General features: G+C 54.3%; 14 protein-coding genes. 11 read left to right on the plus strand and 3 right to left on the minus strand.

All coding sequences use genetic code 11. The annotated features are described in order from the left end of the window. Positions 1-38 precede the first annotated feature (38 nt). Positions 39-881: a DNA-3-methyladenine glycosylase 2 gene (gene alkA, locus MUU51_RS16805; RefSeq protein WP_258968170.1), complete on the plus strand. Its 843-nt coding sequence runs from the start codon at positions 39-41 to the stop codon at positions 879-881. Here alkA and MUU51_RS16810 read toward each other — a convergent pair. Both MUU51_RS16810 and MUU51_RS16815 read right to left on the minus strand, forming a co-directional pair. Further along, positions 878-2128, minus strand: coding sequence for an MFS transporter (locus tag MUU51_RS16810; protein WP_258968171.1), 1251 nt, complete (start codon positions 2126-2128; stop codon positions 878-880). The two genes, alkA and MUU51_RS16810, sit on opposite strands and share 4 nt — an antisense overlap. A 233-nt stretch (positions 2129-2361) precedes the next feature. After that, a complete protein-coding gene (locus MUU51_RS16815) occupies positions 2362-5685 on the minus strand; it encodes a diguanylate cyclase (protein WP_258968172.1) in 3324 nt (1107 codons plus the stop codon). 344 nt (positions 5686-6029) lie between these two features. Here MUU51_RS16815 and udk point away from each other — a divergent pair, with 344 nt between their 5' ends. The 3 genes from udk to asmA all read left to right on the plus strand — a co-directional run bounded on the left by udk (position 6030) and on the right by asmA (position 9200). Then, positions 6030-6671, plus strand: coding sequence for a uridine kinase (gene udk, locus MUU51_RS16820; protein WP_110509518.1), 642 nt, complete (start codon positions 6030-6032; stop codon positions 6669-6671). A gap of 71 nt (positions 6672-6742) precedes the next feature. Continuing rightward, positions 6743-7324: a dCTP deaminase gene (gene dcd / locus MUU51_RS16825; RefSeq protein WP_159775588.1), complete on the plus strand. Its 582-nt coding sequence runs from the start codon at positions 6743-6745 to the stop codon at positions 7322-7324. 25 nt (positions 7325-7349) lie between these two features. Then, positions 7350-9200, plus strand: coding sequence for an outer membrane assembly protein AsmA (gene asmA, locus MUU51_RS16830; RefSeq protein WP_258968173.1), 1851 nt, complete (start codon positions 7350-7352; stop codon positions 9198-9200). A gap of 56 nt (positions 9201-9256) precedes the next feature. On the opposite strand, the gene MUU51_RS16835 is transcribed toward asmA, so the two are convergent. Next, positions 9257-10843 (minus strand): TerC family protein, encoded by a 1587-nt coding sequence (locus MUU51_RS16835; RefSeq protein ID WP_258968174.1) that lies wholly within the window; start codon positions 10841-10843, stop codon positions 9257-9259. A gap of 663 nt (positions 10844-11506) precedes the next feature. Here MUU51_RS16835 and MUU51_RS16840 point away from each other — a divergent pair. The 7 genes from MUU51_RS16840 (at position 11507) to wcaD (ending at position 19069) form a co-directional block, all read left to right on the plus strand. Then, positions 11507-12640, plus strand: coding sequence for a polysaccharide export protein (locus tag MUU51_RS16840; protein ID WP_159775582.1), 1134 nt, complete (start codon positions 11507-11509; stop codon positions 12638-12640). 5 nt (positions 12641-12645) lie between these two features. After that, positions 12646-13089, plus strand: coding sequence for a low molecular weight protein-tyrosine-phosphatase Wzb (wzb, locus tag MUU51_RS16845; RefSeq protein ID WP_159775580.1), 444 nt, complete (start codon positions 12646-12648; stop codon positions 13087-13089). 2 nt (positions 13090-13091) lie between these two features. Further along, positions 13092-15254 (plus strand): tyrosine-protein kinase Wzc, encoded by a 2163-nt coding sequence (gene wzc, locus MUU51_RS16850; RefSeq protein ID WP_258968175.1) that lies wholly within the window; start codon positions 13092-13094, stop codon positions 15252-15254. A 72-nt stretch (positions 15255-15326) separates the two neighbouring features. After that, on the plus strand, positions 15327-16169 hold the full coding sequence (gene wcaA, locus MUU51_RS16855; protein ID WP_159775576.1) for a colanic acid biosynthesis glycosyltransferase WcaA: 843 nt from the start codon (positions 15327-15329) through the stop codon (positions 16167-16169). Between the two features lie 2 nt (positions 16170-16171). Then, positions 16172-16660 carry a colanic acid biosynthesis acetyltransferase WcaB gene (gene wcaB / locus MUU51_RS16860; protein WP_258968253.1) on the plus strand — a complete coding sequence of 163 codons (489 nt, stop codon included), beginning with the start codon at positions 16172-16174 and terminating at the stop codon, positions 16658-16660. Then, positions 16657-17874 (plus strand): colanic acid biosynthesis glycosyltransferase WcaC, encoded by a 1218-nt coding sequence (wcaC, locus tag MUU51_RS16865; protein WP_159775574.1) that lies wholly within the window; start codon positions 16657-16659, stop codon positions 17872-17874. Before wcaB ends, wcaC begins: the two co-directional genes overlap by 4 nt. Then, on the plus strand, positions 17849-19069 hold the full coding sequence (gene wcaD / locus MUU51_RS16870; RefSeq protein ID WP_159775572.1) for a colanic acid polymerase WcaD: 1221 nt from the start codon (positions 17849-17851) through the stop codon (positions 19067-19069). The genes wcaC and wcaD overlap by 26 nt, the downstream gene beginning before the upstream one ends. Positions 19070-19072: the final 3 nt, after the last annotated feature.

Genomic DNA, 19072 nt, shown 5'->3' on the forward strand with positions numbered 1-19072 from the left:
CAAGCGGTTATGCTCTGGAGACTTATTGAGGAGAAACAATGTTCATTTTACCCTGGCAAGCACCTTATGACTGGGCCTGGATGTTCGGCTTTCTGGCAGGGCGTACCGTAGAGGGCGTTGAGCGCTTCGACGATCACACCTATACCCGCAGTTTTTCGCTGGACGGCCATCATGGGCTGATGCGCGCCACGCCCGATCTCACCACTCAGACGCTGGTGGTCACGCTTTCCGATGGGCTGCAGCCGGTTAAAGAGCAGTGTCTGCAACGCCTTGAGCAACTTTTCGATTTGCGCTGCGAGCCACAGCAGGTGTTGGCGGCATTGGGTGAACTGGCCGCTGCGCGACCGGGCCTGCGATTGCCGGGGTGTGTTGATCCGTTTGAACAGGGGGTACGCGCGATTCTTGGGCAGTTAGTGAGCGTGGCGATGGCCGCCAGGCTCACCAGCCGGGTGGCGAAAGCCTACGGCACACCGCTTGAAGAGGCGCCGGAATTTACCTGTTTCCCGACGCCCCAAAAGCTGGTGGTTGCCGATCCGCTGGCGTTAAAAGCGCTGGGAATGCCGCTAAAGCGCGCCGAAGCCTTGATACATCTGGCGCAGGCCGCCATTTCGGGGGAGCTACCGTTATTACCGCCTCACGATGTGGAAGCGGCAATGAAAACGCTGCAAACGTTTCCCGGGATTGGCCGCTGGACCGCCAATTACTATGCGCTGCGTGGCTGGCAGGCGAAGGACGTTTTCCTGCCAGACGACTACCTGATTAAACAGCGTTTTCCTGGCATGACGCCAGCACAAATCCGCCGATATGCACAGCGCTGGCAGCCCTGGCGCTCCTACGCACTACTGCACATTTGGTACAGCGATGGCTTTCAGCCGGGCTAGTGGATGTGCTGCTCGCGGTGAGTGGTCCCTTCAGGCTGATGGCCGGAAATCACCACCCCGCGCGTTTCCCGACCAAAGGCGACAAACAGGCAGATAAGAATGGCGACTGTCCCGGCGACCAGCGCCATCGCCATCCCGTAGTTACCGCCGTTGGCTTCGGCGATACGCGCCTGTAGGGTGGCGTTCACTGAGGCCAGCAAATTTCCCAGCTGGTAGACAAACCCTGGCAGCACCGCGCGGGCATTCGCGGGAACCAGTTCGTTGAGATAGGTCGGCACCACGCCCCATGCGCCCTGAACCATAAACTGCATCAGGAATGCGCCGAGCCCAATGTTGAACGAGCCGGTCGAAAAGGCCCACAGCGGCAAGACCGGCAGCGCCAGAAACGCCGCGATGATCATCGCTTTCTTCCGCCCGATTTTTTCCGACACCGAGCCGAAGAAGATCCCGCCGAGCATCGCCGCGATGTTGTAACCGATGGCGATCAGGCTGACGGTGTGTGGGTCAAAACCGTGCTGCACTTTCAGGAACGTTGGGTACAAGTCCTGGGTGCCGTGGCTGAAGAAGTTAAAGCAGGCCATCAGCAGCACCAGATACAGGCACAGCTTCCACTGGTTACGTAAAATGGGTAGCAGCGCCGTGCTCTCTTTGCGTGCGCGCGCCGCCTGCCACACTGGCGATTCGGGCACTTTAAACCAGATGTACGGCAGCAGGAAAATTGGCAGGGCGCCAATCAGGAACATGCCGCGCCAGCCCACGGTGCTGTAGAACAGGCCGAAGATAATCGACGCCAGCAGGTAACCGCACGGATAGCCCGCCTGGAAAATCCCGGACATCAGGCCACGTGAGCGATCGGGAATGGTTTCCATCGCCAGCGACGACGCCACACCCCAAATCCCACCCATTGCGATGCCGTACAACAGCCGCAGCACCAGGAAGGTGGTGAAGGTCGGTGACCACGCAGACAGCAGTTCAAAGATGCTAAAGAACAAAATATTGAGCATCAGGATCGGGCGGCGGCCATATTTTTCCGCCATCCGGCCAAAAATAAGTGCGCCGACAGGACGGACCGCCAGGGTCAGCATGATGGCAATCGAGACGTCTGAAACCGATGAATGAAACCAGCTGGCGAGGTCGCTCAGCACGAAGACGAGGATGAAGAAGTCAAAGGCATCCAGCATCCAGCTTGAGAAGCTGGCGAAAGCGACGTGCTTTTGGGTCGCGCTCCAGTTGAAAAGTGTAGGCATGTTCGGTGTCCTGAAATTGGCTGTGCGGCGACAGCGTAGGGCAGGCAGGGCGTTGTGCGGGCAAGATGTCGACAGGACCTGTCACCGGGAAAGTTTGCTTGTTAAGCATTTGTATATTACATGTAAGGAATAATTGATTAGCAGGTTAATCGTTAGATTTTGTAAATATTCGCAGCGTAACGAAAATGAAAAGCCCGCGGCGGGGCGGCGGGCGAGGGGGCGCATAACGGGCATCAGTTGATGGCGAAATAGCTGGTGTTCAGCACCACTTCCAGCGGCTGGTTGGCGGCAATCGAATCGCCGTAAATCAGATCCACGCCAATTCCGGAGAGCGTGTCCATCATCAGCGCCTGATTGGTTGGCCCGGCAATGGTTTTCATCCCCAGACGCTGGGCGTGACCCTGCACGATGGTGACCATCATTTCATCCATCAGACTGGCATGAACGTTGCCAATCAGTTCTGGATCCAGCATTACGTAGTCGGCGATGCCCGCTTTCAGATGTTCAAACAGATCGAGATCCTGACCAACCTGGCTGATGATAATTTTACAGCCCGCGTGGCGCAGCTGATCTAACCCTTCCTGAACGCCAGACTGCGCCAGACTGCTGGCGTTGAACACCAGATGCAGCAACCGGGCAGGCATGGCGCTGAGTTTCAGTCCGTCGAGAATTTCGTTAATGAGCACCGGCCCGGTCAGGCCCGCCACCGACAGCGGCAGGGTGACGCTTATCCCGCGGGCGGCAACTTTATGCGCCCAGCTGCGGAAGAACTCCTGGAAAATGCGTCTGTCGAGAGCATGGAGCAGTTCCTGATCCGCCAGCCCTTTACGGAACGCCTGTTCCTCTACCATTTCACCTTCGCTGGTCCACAATCGCATCGACAGCAGCCAGAAGTTGCTGCTTTCTGGAATGCGCGGCGACGCCACGCCCCGTGCCATCAGCACCAGATGGTTGTCGCGTACCATGCACCACTGCTCGTCGAGCGACATCATACTGCGCTGCTGATGCAACCGGTCCTGCTGCGGTTCATAGACGCTGACCATCCCGCGCCCGTTATTTTTCGAGGTGTAGCAGGCAATATCGGCCTGTGACATCACTTCGGACGCCAGACAGTTATGCTCGTCGATTAGCGTAATTCCGGCGCTGGCACCGATGCGGTGCAGGCGGCCTTCCCACAGGAAGTGATAATCGTTGATGGCATGAATGATACGCCCGGAAATATACCGTGCGCTTTCGATGTTACAGTCCGGCAGCAGCAGGCCAAATTCGTCGCCGCCGAGACGGGCGAGCACATCGCTGGTGCGCAACATACTGAGCACCAGCGAAGAGAGTTCGCGCAGCAGCGCATCGCCCGCAGCGTGACCGGCGGTATCGTTCACCGCTTTAAAGCGATCAAGGTCGATAAACACCAGCGCGTGACGCTGATGCGTTTCCTGAACGCTATGCAGCAGACGTTTGAGGTGATTCTCAAAACTGACGCGGTTAGCCAGGTGGGTGAGGGCATCGTGCGACGCGCTGTAGCTCAGTTGACGGAGCATTTTGCGCGATTCGGTGACGTCCTGAATAACCAGCACTGAACCGATGTTTTGCCCGTCGAGTGTGCTCAACGGCGTGATGCTGTAGTGGATGTCGTAACTGCCGCCGTTCCGGCAGTGCAGCACTACATCCTGTTCGATATCGTTGCGAGACATATCACCGCTATGAATGTTTTCCATCAACGGGCCGTTGTCGCCAAAGGTAATGCGCAGCACGTTAAGCAGCGGCTGCTTCATGGCTTCATTCTGACTCCAGCCACTCATTTTTTCGGCAACCGGGTTCATAAAGATGACGTTCATATCGACGTCGGTACACAGCACTGCTTCACCGATAGAATCCAGGGTAATGTGCAGACGCTCTTTTTCCTGGAACAGCGCTTCGTTCAGCTGTTTCACCTCGGTCATATCCATATTAATGCCAAGCAGGCGCTCCACTTCACCCTGTTTATTCAGCACACGGTTAGCCAGCGAGCGAATATGGCGGATGCCTTCTTTGACGTGGATACGGAATTCCAGCTTGAAAGGCGAGCGAGCAGTCAGCGCATTGCGAATCACGCGCTCGGCCTGCTCGCGGTCTTCTTCCACCAGGCAGTTATGCCACAGTTGCCAGGTCGGTTTGAGGTGTGACGGGATTTCATACAGCTCGAACATCCGCTTATCCCAGGAGATGAGATCGGGCTCCAGCTCCCATTCCCAGATGCCAATTCCGCCCGCTTCGTTGGCGAGCGTGATGCGCTCCATCAGCCGCTTGTTGACCCATTCGGTGTGCTTCAGGTCGTTGATGTCTTCAATCTGGGCGATGAAATAGAGCGGCGTACCGTCCGCATGACGCACCAGCGACACCGCCAGTAGCGCCCAGACGACGTCGCCTTTACGCGTGTAGTAGCGCTTTTCCATGGTGTACGTGTTGATTTCGCCGCTGATCAACAGTTCGAGTTGCGACAGGTCATTGTCGAGATCTTCCGGCAAGGTCAACTGCTGGAAAGTCATCGCCCGCAGTTCGTTCTGGCTGTATCCAAGGAATTTGCACAGCGCTTTGTTAGCCTGCAGCCACTCGCCTTCGGTGCCGACCAGCGCCATACCGATGGCGGAATATTCCATCGCGTTGCGAAAGCGCTCTTCGCTCTCGGTAATGTGTTTGCGCTCGGCCCGAAAGGCGTACATCACCATTGTCATCACGTTGGCGGGTAGCAGGATCATCAGGAACGGCAGCCACGGCGTATTGCTCATCGAATAAACGTGAGGGGTTTGCAGGCTCAGCGGATGAGTCACCATCATCATCGACACCATCATGATGGTAATGAGGAAAACGGAGAACGCTTCCATGCGCGGCAGGCGCACGGCGCTCCACATCAACAGCACAATAATGCAGGTAAACGGCCACGGCAGCCACAGCATCGCTATCGCGCTCAGCGCCAGAGTGACCGCCAGCGTCAGTAGCGTTTCCAGCAGCAGACGCGGTTTGCGATGGCGCAACAGATAATGGTTTTTATACAGCAAACCGAGCGGGACCAGCGCCAGCGCGCCAATCGATTCGGACAACACCCACACCAGGAACGTGTGCAGCGGATGTGCGGCCGGGGCGAACAACAGCACCAGCAGCCCGCCCGCCAGCGGCGGCACTACCGCACAGGAGATGGCCAGACGAACCCAGTCGTGCAGGTTTTGCAGTGGATTATAGCCGGGCAAAAATTTGCGCAGCAGCAGCGCGCCCAATGCTGCTTCAATGGCATTGATAGCGGGATAAATGATATTCGTGGTACTGAGCGGAAACAGCACCCACGTCGCCAGCAGGCTGCCGAGCGTGCAAGAAGCGGCAATGGTGGGCCACATTTTCCCGGCATGGCGATAAAACGCGACCATCATAATAGCGGTCGGGAACCATAAAGGTGCGAGAACGGTTCCGAAACGCGTCAGCTCGAGGGAGAAAAGGGTAAAAATGAACGTCAGCAACCCGAGGCATATCATGCGCAGCACAGGATGAGAGGGCGTAACGGGCACTCGTTGTTCAGATATCTTCATTTACCGCTTTCCACGAGGGCTTTCCGGCCGCGACTTTTCACGAGGAATGGGCCTGAATTCATAAGGATGATGAATGGGATCATGCTAGTACAAACAATTTACATTTCCTATGACATCTGCTCAATATTTAACAGCATTGAGCGATAAAGAAGTGGCAATGAACAAAAAGTGTCTAACACGTTGGAAAATTGAACATATTAATTTGAGAATAGTCACTTTTCAGCCCGGCTGGGGGGAAAATCGTTTTCGACTGGTATCGACGGGCTGAAATCCCTATAATTGCCGCGTTTGGCGCTCCGACGCCACCCTTCCTATCATCCAGGTTAATCAGGTCGCAAAAACTTATGACTGATAAGTCTCATCAGTGCGTCATTATAGGCATCGCCGGCGCATCGGCTTCAGGTAAAAGCCTCATCTCCAGCACCCTCTATCGTGAATTGCGTGAACAGGTTGGCGATGAACATATCGGCGTGATCCCTGAAGACAGCTATTACAAAGACCAGAGTCATCTGTCGATGGAAGATCGCGTCAAAACTAACTATGACCATCCAAGCGCGATGGATCACAGTCTGTTGTATCAGCATCTGCAAACGCTTAAACGCGGTGAAGCGATTGAACTCCCGGTGTACAGCTATGTGGAACATACTCGCATGCCACAGACCGTGCATATCAAGCCGAAGAAAGTCATTATCCTCGAAGGGATTTTGCTGCTGACCGACGCCCGTCTGCGCGAAGAAATGAACTTCTCCATTTTTGTCGACACCCCGCTGGATATCTGCCTGATGCGTCGCATCAAGCGTGATGTTAACGAGCGCGGCCGTTCGATGGATTCGGTGATGGCACAGTATCAAAAAACGGTCCGCCCGATGTTCCTGCAGTTTATCGAGCCGTCCAAACAGTACGCCGACATTATCGTGCCGCGCGGCGGGAAAAACCGCATCGCCATCGATATTCTGAAGGCCAAAATCAGTCAGTTTTTTGAATAATTCCCTCGAATTATGTACTGTGCTAAATGACCCGGCAGATGCCGGGCATAATGCATTAAAGGAGATAGCGCATGCGTCTGTGTGACCGAGATATTGAAGCCTGGCTGGATGAAGGCCGTTTGGGTATTTCTCCACGACCGCCGGTTGAACGCATCAATGGTGCGACGGTGGACGTTCGCCTCGGCAATAAATTCCGTACGTTTAGCGGACACACGGCGGCATTCATCGACCTGAGCGGGCCGAAAGCGGAAGTCAGCGCGGCGCTTGATCGCGTGATGAGTGACGAAATCGTGCTGGCGGAAGGCGAAGCGTTTTATCTGCATCCGGGTGAATTGGCGCTGGCCGTGACCCTGGAATCCGTCACCCTTCCGGCTGATTTGGTCGGTTGGCTCGATGGGCGTTCTTCTTTGGCGCGACTGGGCCTGATGGTTCACGTTACCGCGCACCGCATCGATCCCGGCTGGTCCGGCTGCATCGTGCTTGAATTCTACAACTCGGGCAAACTGCCGCTGGCGCTGCGTCCGGGTATGCTTATTGGTGCCCTGAGCTTTGAGCCGCTGTCTGGCCCGGCCGCCCGTCCTTACAACCGCCGTGAAGACGCGAAGTATCGCGATCAGCAGGGTGCGGTTGCCAGTCGCATCGATAAAGACTGAGCGTGACAGACTCGTCGGAGAGAGCATGAGAAGAATTCTGACAACGCTGATGATATTGCTGGTGGTGGTTGTCGCCGGCCTTTCGGCGCTGGTACTGCTGGTCAATCCGAATGATTTTCGCGATTACCTGGTGCGCCAGGTGGAATCTCGCAGCGGTTATCAACTGAAACTGGACGGCCCGCTGCGCTGGCACGTCTGGCCTCAGCTCAGCATTCTCTCCGGCCGCATGACGCTGACCGAGCCGGGTGCCAGCGCCCCGTTAGTCAAAGCCGATAATATGCGCCTTGATGTGGCGCTGTTACCGCTGATTTCTCACCAACTGCAGGTCAATCAGGTGATGCTGAAAGGCGCGGTGATTGAGCTGACGCCGAATACGGAAGCGGTGAAAAATAGCAAAGCGCCGGTCGCCCCGCGCGAGAATACGCTGCCTCAGGCACCGGAAGACCGGGGCTGGTCGTTTGATATCGCCAAACTGCAGGTGGCTGACAGTGTGCTGGTGTTCCAGCATGAAGGCGACGAACAAATCACCGTCCGTGACATCAAAATGCAGATGGAACAGGACGATCATTATTTGGCCAACGTTGATTTTTCCGGGCGGGTAAACCGCGATCAGCGAGACCTCAATCTTTCCTTTAGCGCGAAGGTGAATGCCGGTGATTATCCGCATGCGCTGACCGCCACGCTGAGCCAGATCAACTGGCAGCTCCAGGGCGCAGACCTACCAACCCAGGGTATTGGGGGGCAGGGTTCTTCTGTGCAGGTCGAATGGCAGGAAGAGCAGAAACGCATCAGTTTCAGCCAGTTGCAGCTGACCGCCAACGACAGCTCTCTCGGCGGCGAAGGCAGCGTGGTTCTCGGCGATAAGCCGCAGTGGACGCTGAATCTGCACTCCGACAAACTGAATCTTGATAACCTGCTTTCCCAGAGCAATCCGTCTGCAAATTCCAGCGTGAATCAGCAGGGGCAAAGCCAGCCGCGTCAGCAGCGCCCGGTGATTGCCGACAGCGCTAACCAGCCTGACTACAGCGGTCTGCGTGGATTCAGTGCAGCGGTGCAGCTAAAGGCTGGTCAGATAATGTGGCGCGGCATGAATTTTGCTGACGTCGACGTGCAGGCTGACAACCAGTTTGGCTTACTCAACGTCAGCGGCTTGCAGGGTAAACTGGGCGGCGGCACCCTGTCGCTACCGGGCAGCCTCGACGCCCGCCGGGATACGCCTAAATCGTCATTCCAGCCGAAGCTTGAAAATATTCAGATTGGTACACTGCTAAAAGCGTTTGATTATCCTATCAATCTCACCGGTAAACTTTCCCTCGATGGCGAATTTAGCGGCGACAAAATTGATGCTGATAACTTCCGTCGCAGCTGGCAAGGGAAGGCGAAGCTGTCGTTGCTTGACTCCCGGGCGGAAGGACTGAACTTCCAGCAGTTGGTTCAGCAGGCCGTGGAACGCAGCACGCATGTGAAAGCGAAAGAGAACCTCGATAGCGCAACCCGTCTGGATGAGTTTTCCAGCGACCTGACGTTAAACAACGGACAAATGTCCTTCAATGACATTGTCGGTAAATCGTCGTTAATGACGATGGAAGGAAAAGGCTCTCTGGACCTGGTCAAAGAAGAAGGCGACATGCTCTTTAACGTGCGCGTGCTGGATGGCTGGCAGGGCGAGGATAAGCTGGTGGATATACTGAAGCAAACGGCGATTCCGCTGCGAGTCTATGGCAAATGGACCGAACTCAACTACAGTTTGCAGGTCGATCAGGTTCTGCGTAAGCAGCTGCAAAGTGAAGCCCGTGATCGTCTGAAAGCCTGGGCCGATAAGAATCAGGACAGCCAGTCCGGAAAAGATTTGAAGAAGTTTCTCGATAAACTTTAACGCCCTCAGAGATATAAAAGACCCGACAAATGCAATGTTGTCGGGTCTTTTTTTATTCAGACTTCGTAGTCCAGAGCGTCATCCTCCGTGCTCGGTGGGAAAATCTGTACCCGCTGGACGCGATGATTTTCTACTTGCAGCGTTTTCAGGGTAAAGCCGTCGACGTCGACGCTTTCACCGGTGGTCGGCACGCGCTGTAAATGCTCCATCAGCAGGCCGGCGATGGTGTGGTACTCGCGTTTATCATCGAGTGGCAGCGGCACAAACTGCACCAGATCTTCCAGCGGCATATGGCCGTTGGCGGTCCAACTGCCGTCGGCATTTTTCTGAATATCGTGGCGGGCGTCGATCTCCTGCACTTCATTCGGCAGGTTTCCGGCAATGGTTTCCATCACGTCGCTTAGCGTCACCAGCCCTTCAACGGAGCCGAATTCATCCACCACAAAGGCGAAATGCGTGCGGGCGTTGCGGAACTGTTCGAGCGCGGGCAGCAGCGGTAGCGCTTCCGGGAACACCAGCGGCTGGCGGATAAGCGCGCGTAAATCCAGTGGATCACCGCGCAACGATTGTGCCAGCAGGTCGATGACGTGCACCACGCCGAGCAGCTCTTCGTCGTGATCACCGCCGGTCACCACCAGACGGGTGTGCTGGTTTTTCTCCAGCAGCGCGCGGACGTCGGCTTCCGGGGCGCTGAGGTCGATGTGCTCAATATCATGGCGCGAGGTCATAATACTGCTGACGCTGCGCTGATTAAGATTCAGCACCCGCTCAATCATCCGTCGTTCCTGCGGGTCGAAGACCGGCTCGTCTTTGCTGTCTGCCACCAGGGAGGCGGTTTGTGCGTCCAGCTCGGCATCTTCTTTCTGCCCGCTCAGCAGACGCAGTACGGCCTCTGTGGTTCGGTTGCGCAGGCTCTGATTAGCCGACAAAAAGCGGCGACGGTTGAAGTTTGCCAATTGGTTGAGCGACTCAATCATCACCGAGAAGCCAATCGCCGCGTACAGATAGCCTTTCGGAATGTAGAAACCAAAGCCTTCCGCAACCAGACTAAAGCCAATCATCAGCAGGAAGCTGAGACAAAGAATGACGATGGTTGGATGGCTGTTCACAAAGCGCGTCAGCGCCTTGCTGGCAAGCATCATCATGCTGATGGCAATCACGACTGCGGCCATCATCACCAGTAAATGGTCGACCATCCCGACGGCGGTGATCACCGAGTCGAGGGAAAACACCGCGTCGAGCACCACAATTTGCGCCACCACGGCCCAGAATTTTGCCCCTCGCCGCTGAGTCGGTCCTTCGTTGTCCTTACCTTCCAGCCGCTCATTGAGTTCGACCGTGGCCTTAAACAGCAGGAATAAACCACCCCCGAGCATAATTAAATCACGCGCGCTAAAGCTGAGATCGCGAATCGTGAACAGCGGACGGGTGAGGGTGACCAGCCACGAGATGGACGCCAGTAGCAGCAGACGCATCAGCATCGCCAGAATCAGCCCGGTAATGCGTGCCCGGTTGCGCTGCGCGGGTGGCAGCTTTTCCGCGAGGATCGCGATAAACACCAGATTATCAATCCCGAGCACTAGCTCAATGACCACCAGGGTGATAAGCCCTGCCCAAATAGAGGGGTCGGCAATCCATTCCATACGTTGTTTAACACCTTCTGTGACAAGACAATAGGATCATGGTTAACGGTGACCCAAATTGCAATATACCCTGAGTTTATTCTTAAATATGAATTGTTATTGGTTAATAATATAACCCTATTGTTTCTGTTATTAACTAATTTAATTTCTTATTAATCCGACTATTTTTCCGGGCTTTTCAGTCGATGAGTTAATGTCAATATAAAGATAATCCTAAAAGTTGGCGGGGATTCTTAATATTTATCCTAAAAGCAATGGCGTTAGGAGTTGTTACCTTGTCGGAAATTGGCATTGCTGTAACAATCGAAATGTATAAATGAATATTAGATTTCATCCGCGCTTTATTCCCGGCGGTGAAGGAGAATGTTTGTCGTTTTATACATTGTCTCTTTGTTTCGGTCTGCTTTATCGCCGTAACTGCTTATAACCTTATGATTGAACAGTAGATTGGTAACTGAAAGCCAAGGGCGGTAGCGTGCCTGATGGCTACTAAATCAGCTTCGATTATTCTGTCAACTGCTTGCGGATAGATAACGTTTTTTTAGGAATGATGCCAGTTATATTTCGTTTCGGTTAACGGCATGCTCAATGCAAATGATCTGAATGAAAACTGGTTTTTTTATTCGCACAGGATAATTTCTCTGCCAAAGTGATAAATAATCAATGATGAAATCCCAACTGAAATTGATGCCATTATTGGTGTCTGCAATCCTGATGAGTGGTTGCACGGTCCTTCCCGGCAGCAATATGTCGACCTTCGGAAAAGATGTCGTTAAACAGCAAGACGCTGATTTTGATATCGACCGGATGGTGAATGTTTATCCGCTGACCCCGCGACTGATTGAACAACTGCGACCGCGTCCCAACGTCGCGCAGCCAAACATGTCCCTGGATCAGGAGTTAAGCAATTATCAGTATCGCGTGGGCGCCGGTGATGTGCTTAGCGTTACCGTCTGGGACCACCCGGAATTAACCACCCCAGCGGGCCAGTATCGTAGCTCCAGCGATACCGGTAACTGGGTTCAGCCTGATGGCTCCATTTTCTATCCTTATATTGGCCGCGTGCAGGTCGTCGGTAAAACGCTGCCGGAAATCCGTGAAATAATTACCGGTCGTCTGGCGACGTACATCACCGACCCGCAGGTCGATGTGAATGTGGCGGCGTTCCGTTCGCAAAAAGCCTATGTGTCCGGCCAGGTGAGTAAATCTGGCCAGCAGGCCATTACCAACGTGCCGTTGACTGTGCTGGATGCGATCAACTCCGCGGGGGGTATGACCGACCTCGCCGACTGGCGCAACGTGGTACTGACGCACAACGGTAAAGAAGAACGTATTTCCCTGCAGGCGCTGATGCAAAACGGCGACCTCAGCCAGAACCGTCTGCTGTACCCGGGCGATATTCTGTTCGTACCACGTAACGATGACCTCAAAGTCTTCGTGATGGGCGAAGTGAAGAAACAGAGCACCCTCAAAATGGACTTCAGCGGCATGACACTGACCGAAGCGCTGGGCCAGGCGGAAGGTATCGATATGACCGCCTCCAACGCCAGCGGCATCTTTGTGATCCGTCCGCTGAAAAACGACAAGAGCGGCAAGATTGCCAACGTTTATCAGCTCAATATGTCTGATGCGACGTCGTTGGTGATGGCAACCAACTTCACGCTGCAGCCGTACGACGTGGTGTACGTCACCACTGCACCGATCACGCGTTGGAACCGTCTCATCAGCCAATTGCTGCCGACCATCAGTGGCGTTCAAGACATGACGAACGCGGCGAAAGATATCCATACCTGGTAACCATTATGTTCAACAAAATTCTGGTGGTATGCGTCGGCAATATCTGCCGTTCCCCGACAGGGGAGCGGTTGCTGAAAAATTATCTTCCGTCGCTGGACGTGGAGTCCGCCGGGCTCGGCGCACTGGTAGGTAAGGGTGCCGATGACAGCGCGGCACGCGTTGCGGCTGTCCACAACATTTCCCTGGACGGGCACTGCGCCCGTCAAATTTCCGGAAAGATGTGCCGCGAATACGATCTCATTTTGACCATGGAAAAACGCCACATTGCCCGGCTGTGCGAAATCGCGCCGGAAATGCGCGGCAAAGTGATGCTGTTTGGCCATTGGGACGATGAACGTGAGATCCCCGATCCTTATCGCAAAAGTCGCGACGCTTTTGAAGCGGTATACCACTTACTCGATCAGTCTGCCCGACAGTGGGCGCAGGCACTGAAAGTACAGCAGGGATAACAATGACAGATAACGTAAAACAGGCACTGCCGCACGCGTCGGGCAGTGATGAAATCGATATTGGCCGCCTGGTCGGTACAGTGGTGGAGGCCAAATGGTGGGTGCTCGGCATCACTGCGGTGTTTGCCGTCGCTGCGGCGGTGTACACCCTTTTTGCGACGCCAATCTACAGCGCCGACGCGCTGGTGCAGATTGAGCAGGATACCAGCAGCTCGCTGGTACAGGATTTAAACTCGGCGCTCAGCAACAAGCCGCCTGCGTCTGACGCTGAAATTCAGCTGATTCAGTCGCGTATGGTGCTCGGTAAAACGGTAGATGACCTTAATCTGGACATCGCCGTAACCAAAAACACGATGCCGATTTTTGGTGCCGGTTGGGAACGCCTGATGGGTCGTGCCAATGAGAGCGTCAACGTTGAAACCTTTACCGTGCCTGCGGGAATGCGTGAGCAAACCTTCACCCTGGAAGTGCTCGGGCCAAACAGCTACCAGCTGACCAGCGACGGTGGTTTTGATGCGCGCGGGACGGTCGGCCAGCCGCTAACCAGGTCCGGCCTGACCCTGCTGGTGAGTGCCATCCATGCGCAGAAAGGCGGTGAATTTACCGTCACTAAATACTCCACGCTTGGAATGATTAACACCCTGCAAAACAACCTGACGGTAACGGAAAACGGTAAAGACACCGGCGTGTTGAGCCTGACCTACACCGGGGAAGACAAAGACCAGATCCGGGTTATCCTCAACAGCATCGCGGACAACTATCTGGCGCAAAACGTCGAGCGTAAATCGGAAGAAGCGTCCCGCAGTCTGCGATTCCTCGCCAAACAGCTGCCAGAAGTGCGAACGCGTCTGGACGATGCCGAAAATAAACTCAACGCCTATCGCCAGCAGAAAGACTCGGTAGATATGTCGCTTGAGGCCAAGTCGGTGCTGGATTCGGTGGTTAACATAGATGCGCAGCTCAACCAGCTGACCTTCAGCGAAGCCGAGATTTCCAAGCTCTACACCAAGCGCCACCCGGCTTACCGCACGCTGCTGGAAAAACGCAAAACGCTGGAAGACGAGAAGGCTAATCTCAACAAACGCATCACTGCGATGCCGGAAACTCAGCAGGAAATCGTACGTCTGACGCGTGATGTGGAATCCGGGCAGCAGGTCTATATGCAACTGCTGAATAAACAGCAGGAACTGAAAATTCAGGAGGCGAGCACCGTCGGTGACGTACGTATCGTTGACTCCGCGATTACCCAACCGGGTGTGCTGAAGCCGAAAAAAGCGCTGATTATTCTCGGCGGTATCATCCTGGGCCTGATGCTTTCCATTCTCGGCGTGCTGCTGCGGTCACTGTTTAACCGTGGGATTGAAAGTCCTCAGGTTCTGGAAGACCACGGCATCAACGTTTATGCCAGCATTCCGCTGTCTGAATGGCAGAAGAAGCGCGACCAGGTCAAAACCGTCAAAGGCATTAAGCGCTACAAGCAAAGCCAGCTGCTGGCGGTGGGGAATCCGACTGACCTCGCTATCGAAGCGGTGCGCAGTCTGCGAACCAGTCTGCACTTCGCCATGATGCAGGCCAACAACAACGTGTTGATGATGACCGGGGTTAGCCCGTCCATCGGTAAAACGTTCGTCTGTGCCAACCTGGCGGCGGTGATTAGCCAGACCGGCAAGCGCGTGCTGCTGATCGACTGCGATATGCGCAAAGGCTACACCCACGAACTGCTCGGCACCACCAACGACAACGGCCTGTCCGAAGTGCTGGTTGGTAAAACCGAGATTGCAAACTGTGCCAAACGCACCTCGATAACCAACTTCGACCTGGTGACCCGTGGACAGGTACCGCCGAACCCTTCCGAACTGTTAATGAGCGATCGTTTTGCGGAACTGGTGAAATGGGCCAGCAGCCAGTACGACCTGGTGCTTATCGATACCCCGCCAATTCTGGCCGTGACCGATGCCGGTATCGTGGGTCGCCATGCGGGCACCACGCTGATGGTGGCGCGCTATGCGGTTAACACCCTGAAAGAGGTGGAAACCAGCCTCAGCCGCTTCGAGCAGAATGGTATTCACGTCAAAGGGGTGATCCTCAACTCCATCTTCCGTCGGGCCACCGGTTATCAGGACTACGGCTACTACGAGTACGAGTACAAGTCAGACAGTAAATAACGTGTTTTGCTCCTCACCTCGGCCCTCTCCCCGTGGGTGAGGGGCAAAGTTCAACGCCATTCGGGGAACAAAATGACGACACATAACCCATTAATTTCCATTTATATGCCAACCTGGAATCGGCAACAGCTGGCGATTCGCGCCATTAAATCGGTGCTTCGCCAGGATTATCCGCACTGGGAAATGATGATTGTCGACGACTGCTCCTCTTCCTTCGAACAGCTGCAGCAGTTTGTCGACGGGCTGAACGATCCGCGCGTGAAATACACCCGTAACGATTTTAACTCTGGCGCCTGTGCGGTGCGTAATCAGGCGATTTTGCAGGCCAAAGGCCAGTTCATTACCGGAATTGATGACGATGACGAATGGACGCCCAACCGCCTGTCGGTGTTCCTCGAACATAAACATCAGCTGACGACGCACGCGTTTCTGTACGCCAACGATTATGTCTGCGAAGGCGAGGTTTACTCCCAGCCCGCGAGCCTGCCGCTGTATCCGAAATCACCGTATTCCCGCACGCTGTTCTTCAAGCGCAACATCATTGGCAATCAGGTGTTCAGCTGGGCCTGGCGCTTCAAAGAGAGCCTGTTCGATACCGAACTCAAAGCGGCACAGGATTACGACATTTTTCTGCGCATGGTGACCGAATACGGCGAGCCGTGGAAAGTGGAAGAGGCCACGCAAATTCTGCACATCAATCACGGTGAAATGCAGATTACGTCATCGCCGAAAAAATTCTCCGGCTACTTCCATTTCTACCGTAAGCACAAAGACAAATTCGACCGTGCCAGCAAAAAGTACCAGCTGTTCACGCTGTATCAGATCCGCAACAAGCGCATGAACTGGCGCACCTTGCTGACGCTGCTGTCAGTGCGTAACGGTAAACGTCTGGCCGATGGCCTGCGGGGGAAATAATGCTGCTGGAAGATTTACGCGCAAACAACTGGAGCCTGCGCCCGTGCTGCATGGTTACCGCGTACCGCATCGCGCATTTCTGCTCGGTGTGGCGCAAGAAAAGCGTCATTAACAACCTCTGGGCGGCCCCGGTGTTATTGCTGTACCGCTTTATCACCGAAAACCTGTTTGGTTATGAGATCCAGGCCGCCGCCGCCATTGGCCGTCGTTTCACCATTCACCACGGTTATGCCGTGGTCATCAATAAATTCGTGGTGGCGGGGGATGATTTCACCATCCGCCATGGCGTCACCATTGGCAACCGTGGCCCGGATAACCTGGCTTGCCCTGTCATTGGCAACGGCGTTGAGCTTGGCGCGAACGTGGTGATGATTGGCGACATTACTGTCGGCAATAACGTCACCATCGGGGCGGGCAGTGTGGTGCTGGACGACGTGCCGGACAATGCGCTGGTAGTGGGTGAAAAAGCGCAGGTAAAGGTCATTAAATGAATATTCTGCAATTTAACGTACGTCTCGCGGAAGGCGGGGCGGCAGGCGTGGCGCTCGATCTGCATCAGCGCGCGCTGCAACAGGGCATGGCCTCTCGCTTTGTCTACGGTTACGGCAAAGGCGGCAAGAAAAGCGTCAGTCACGACGACTATCCGAATGTCATCAAACAAACCGCACGCGTCACTTCAATGGCAAACCTGGCGCTGTTTCGCCTGTTTAACCGCGACGTGTTCGGCAATCTAAACAATCTGTATCGCACCGTGACCCGCACCTCCGGGCCGGTGGTGCTGCACTTCCACGTGCTGCACAGCTACTGGCTGAACCTCGAAGAAGTGGTGGATTTTTGCCACAAACTGAAAGAGCACAAGCGCGACGTGCGGTTCGTCTGGACGCTGCACGATCACTGGAGCGTGACCGGTCGCTGCGCGTTTCTCGACGGCTGCGAAGAGTGGAAAAACGGCTGCGGCAAATGCCCGACGCTGACCAACTATCCGCCAGTGAAAATCGACCGCGCCAGCCAGCTGGTAAGCGGCAAACGTCAGCTGTTCCGTGAAATGATTGCGCTGGGCTGCCAGTTTATCTCCCCGAGCCAGCACGTGGCCGACGCGTTTAATCGTTTGTACGGGGAAGGGCACTGCCAGATTATCAACAACGGGATCGACGTTGCGACCGAAGCCATTCTGGCGGAACTGGCACCGCAGAGTGTGACCGGCAGCAAACCGAAAATTGCGGTGGTGGCCCATGACCTGCGCTACGACGGTAAAACCAATCAGCAGCTGGTGCGCGACATTATTGCGCTGGGTGACGCAGTTGAAGTACACACCTTCGGTAAGTTCTCACCGTTTGAAGGCAGCAATGTTATTAATCACGGGTTTCTGACCAATAAGCGCCAGTTAATGAGTGAACTCAATCAGTTGGATGCGCTGCTGTTCAGCTCACGGGTTGATAACTACCCGCTGATCCTGTGCGAAGCGCTGTCCATCGGCGTGCCGGTCATTGCGACGCCAAGCGAAGCGGCCCAGGAAGTGCTGGAGAAATCCGGCGGCCGCACGGTAAACGTCGATGAAGTGCTGGCGCTGGTTCAGCTGCCAAAAGCGCAGATTGCCGAAGCGATTTTTGCGACCACGCTCGATGCGTTTCGCGACCGCAGCCGCCAGGCGTACAGTGGAAAACAGATGCTGGAGGAATATGTCTCGTTCTATCAGAATCTGTAGCTACCTGTTGCTGCCGTTAATCTACCTGCTGGTTAACGTCAAAATCGCCCAGCTCGGCGAAAGTTTCCCGATAACCATTGTGACCTTTTTGCCGGTGCTGTTGCTGCTCTACGTGGATCGCATCAGCCTGAAAAAACTGATGATTGCGCTGGGGGCCGGTGCCGGGCTGACGCTGTTTAACTATGTCTTTGGTCAGTCGCTTGATGCCAGCAAATACGTCACCTCGACGATGCTGTTCGTTTATATCGTTATCATCATCGGCATGGTGTGGGCCATTCGCTTTAAAACAATTTCGCCGCACAACCACCGTAAAATCTTGCGCTTCTTTTATGTTGTCGTCGGGCTGGTGGTGATGCTCGCCGCGCTGGAAATGGTGCAGATTATCCTCACCGGCGGCAGCAGTTTGATGGAGATAATTTCGAAATATCTTATTTACAGTAACAGCTATGTTCTGAACTTTATCAAATTTGGTGGGAAGCGAACCACTGCCTTATATTTCGAACCGGCCTTCTTCGCCCTGGCATTAATCTCAATTTGGCTCAGTATCAAACAGTTCGGTATCAAAACGCCTAAGACCGATGCTATGATTCTGGCAGGGATAGTGCTTTCAGGATCGTTTTCCGGCGTAATGACATTTATCCTGTTTTATTTGCTGGAATGGGCATTCCAGTATCTGAATAAGGAAGCAATCAGTAAGAAGTTACCCCTGGCAATCATTTCTTTAGCAGTCTTTTTAGTCGGTCTGGTATTTGCTTATCCGTATATTTCGGAACGCCTTGGCGATCTCGGAACGGAAGGCTCATCCTCTTATTACCGAATTATTGGGCCGCTGGTGATGGTTGGGTATTCTCTTACCCACATTGATGGTGTGGTTCGTTTTGGTTCTCTTTACGAATATGTTGCATCATTCGGAATCTTTAACGGTGCGGACGTCGGGAAAACAATAGACAATGGGTTGTATCTGCTGATTATTTATTTCTCCTGGTTCGCGGTGTTACTGACAGCCTGGTATATGTCGAAGGTCGGGAAAATGATGATTAACGCGTTTGGTAATAACCAAAACTATCGCGTGCAGCTGTTTCTGTTTTTCCCGGTTTCGCTGTTTTTCACCGGTTCTATTTTTAGCCCGGAATATGCGTTTTTAATTGTATGTCCATTTATTCTGCGTAAAGCGCTGAAACTGACGGATAGCTAATAA

This window comes from Scandinavium manionii (assembly GCF_024764775.1).
GTDB lineage: Bacteria > Pseudomonadota > Gammaproteobacteria > Enterobacterales > Enterobacteriaceae > Scandinavium > Scandinavium manionii.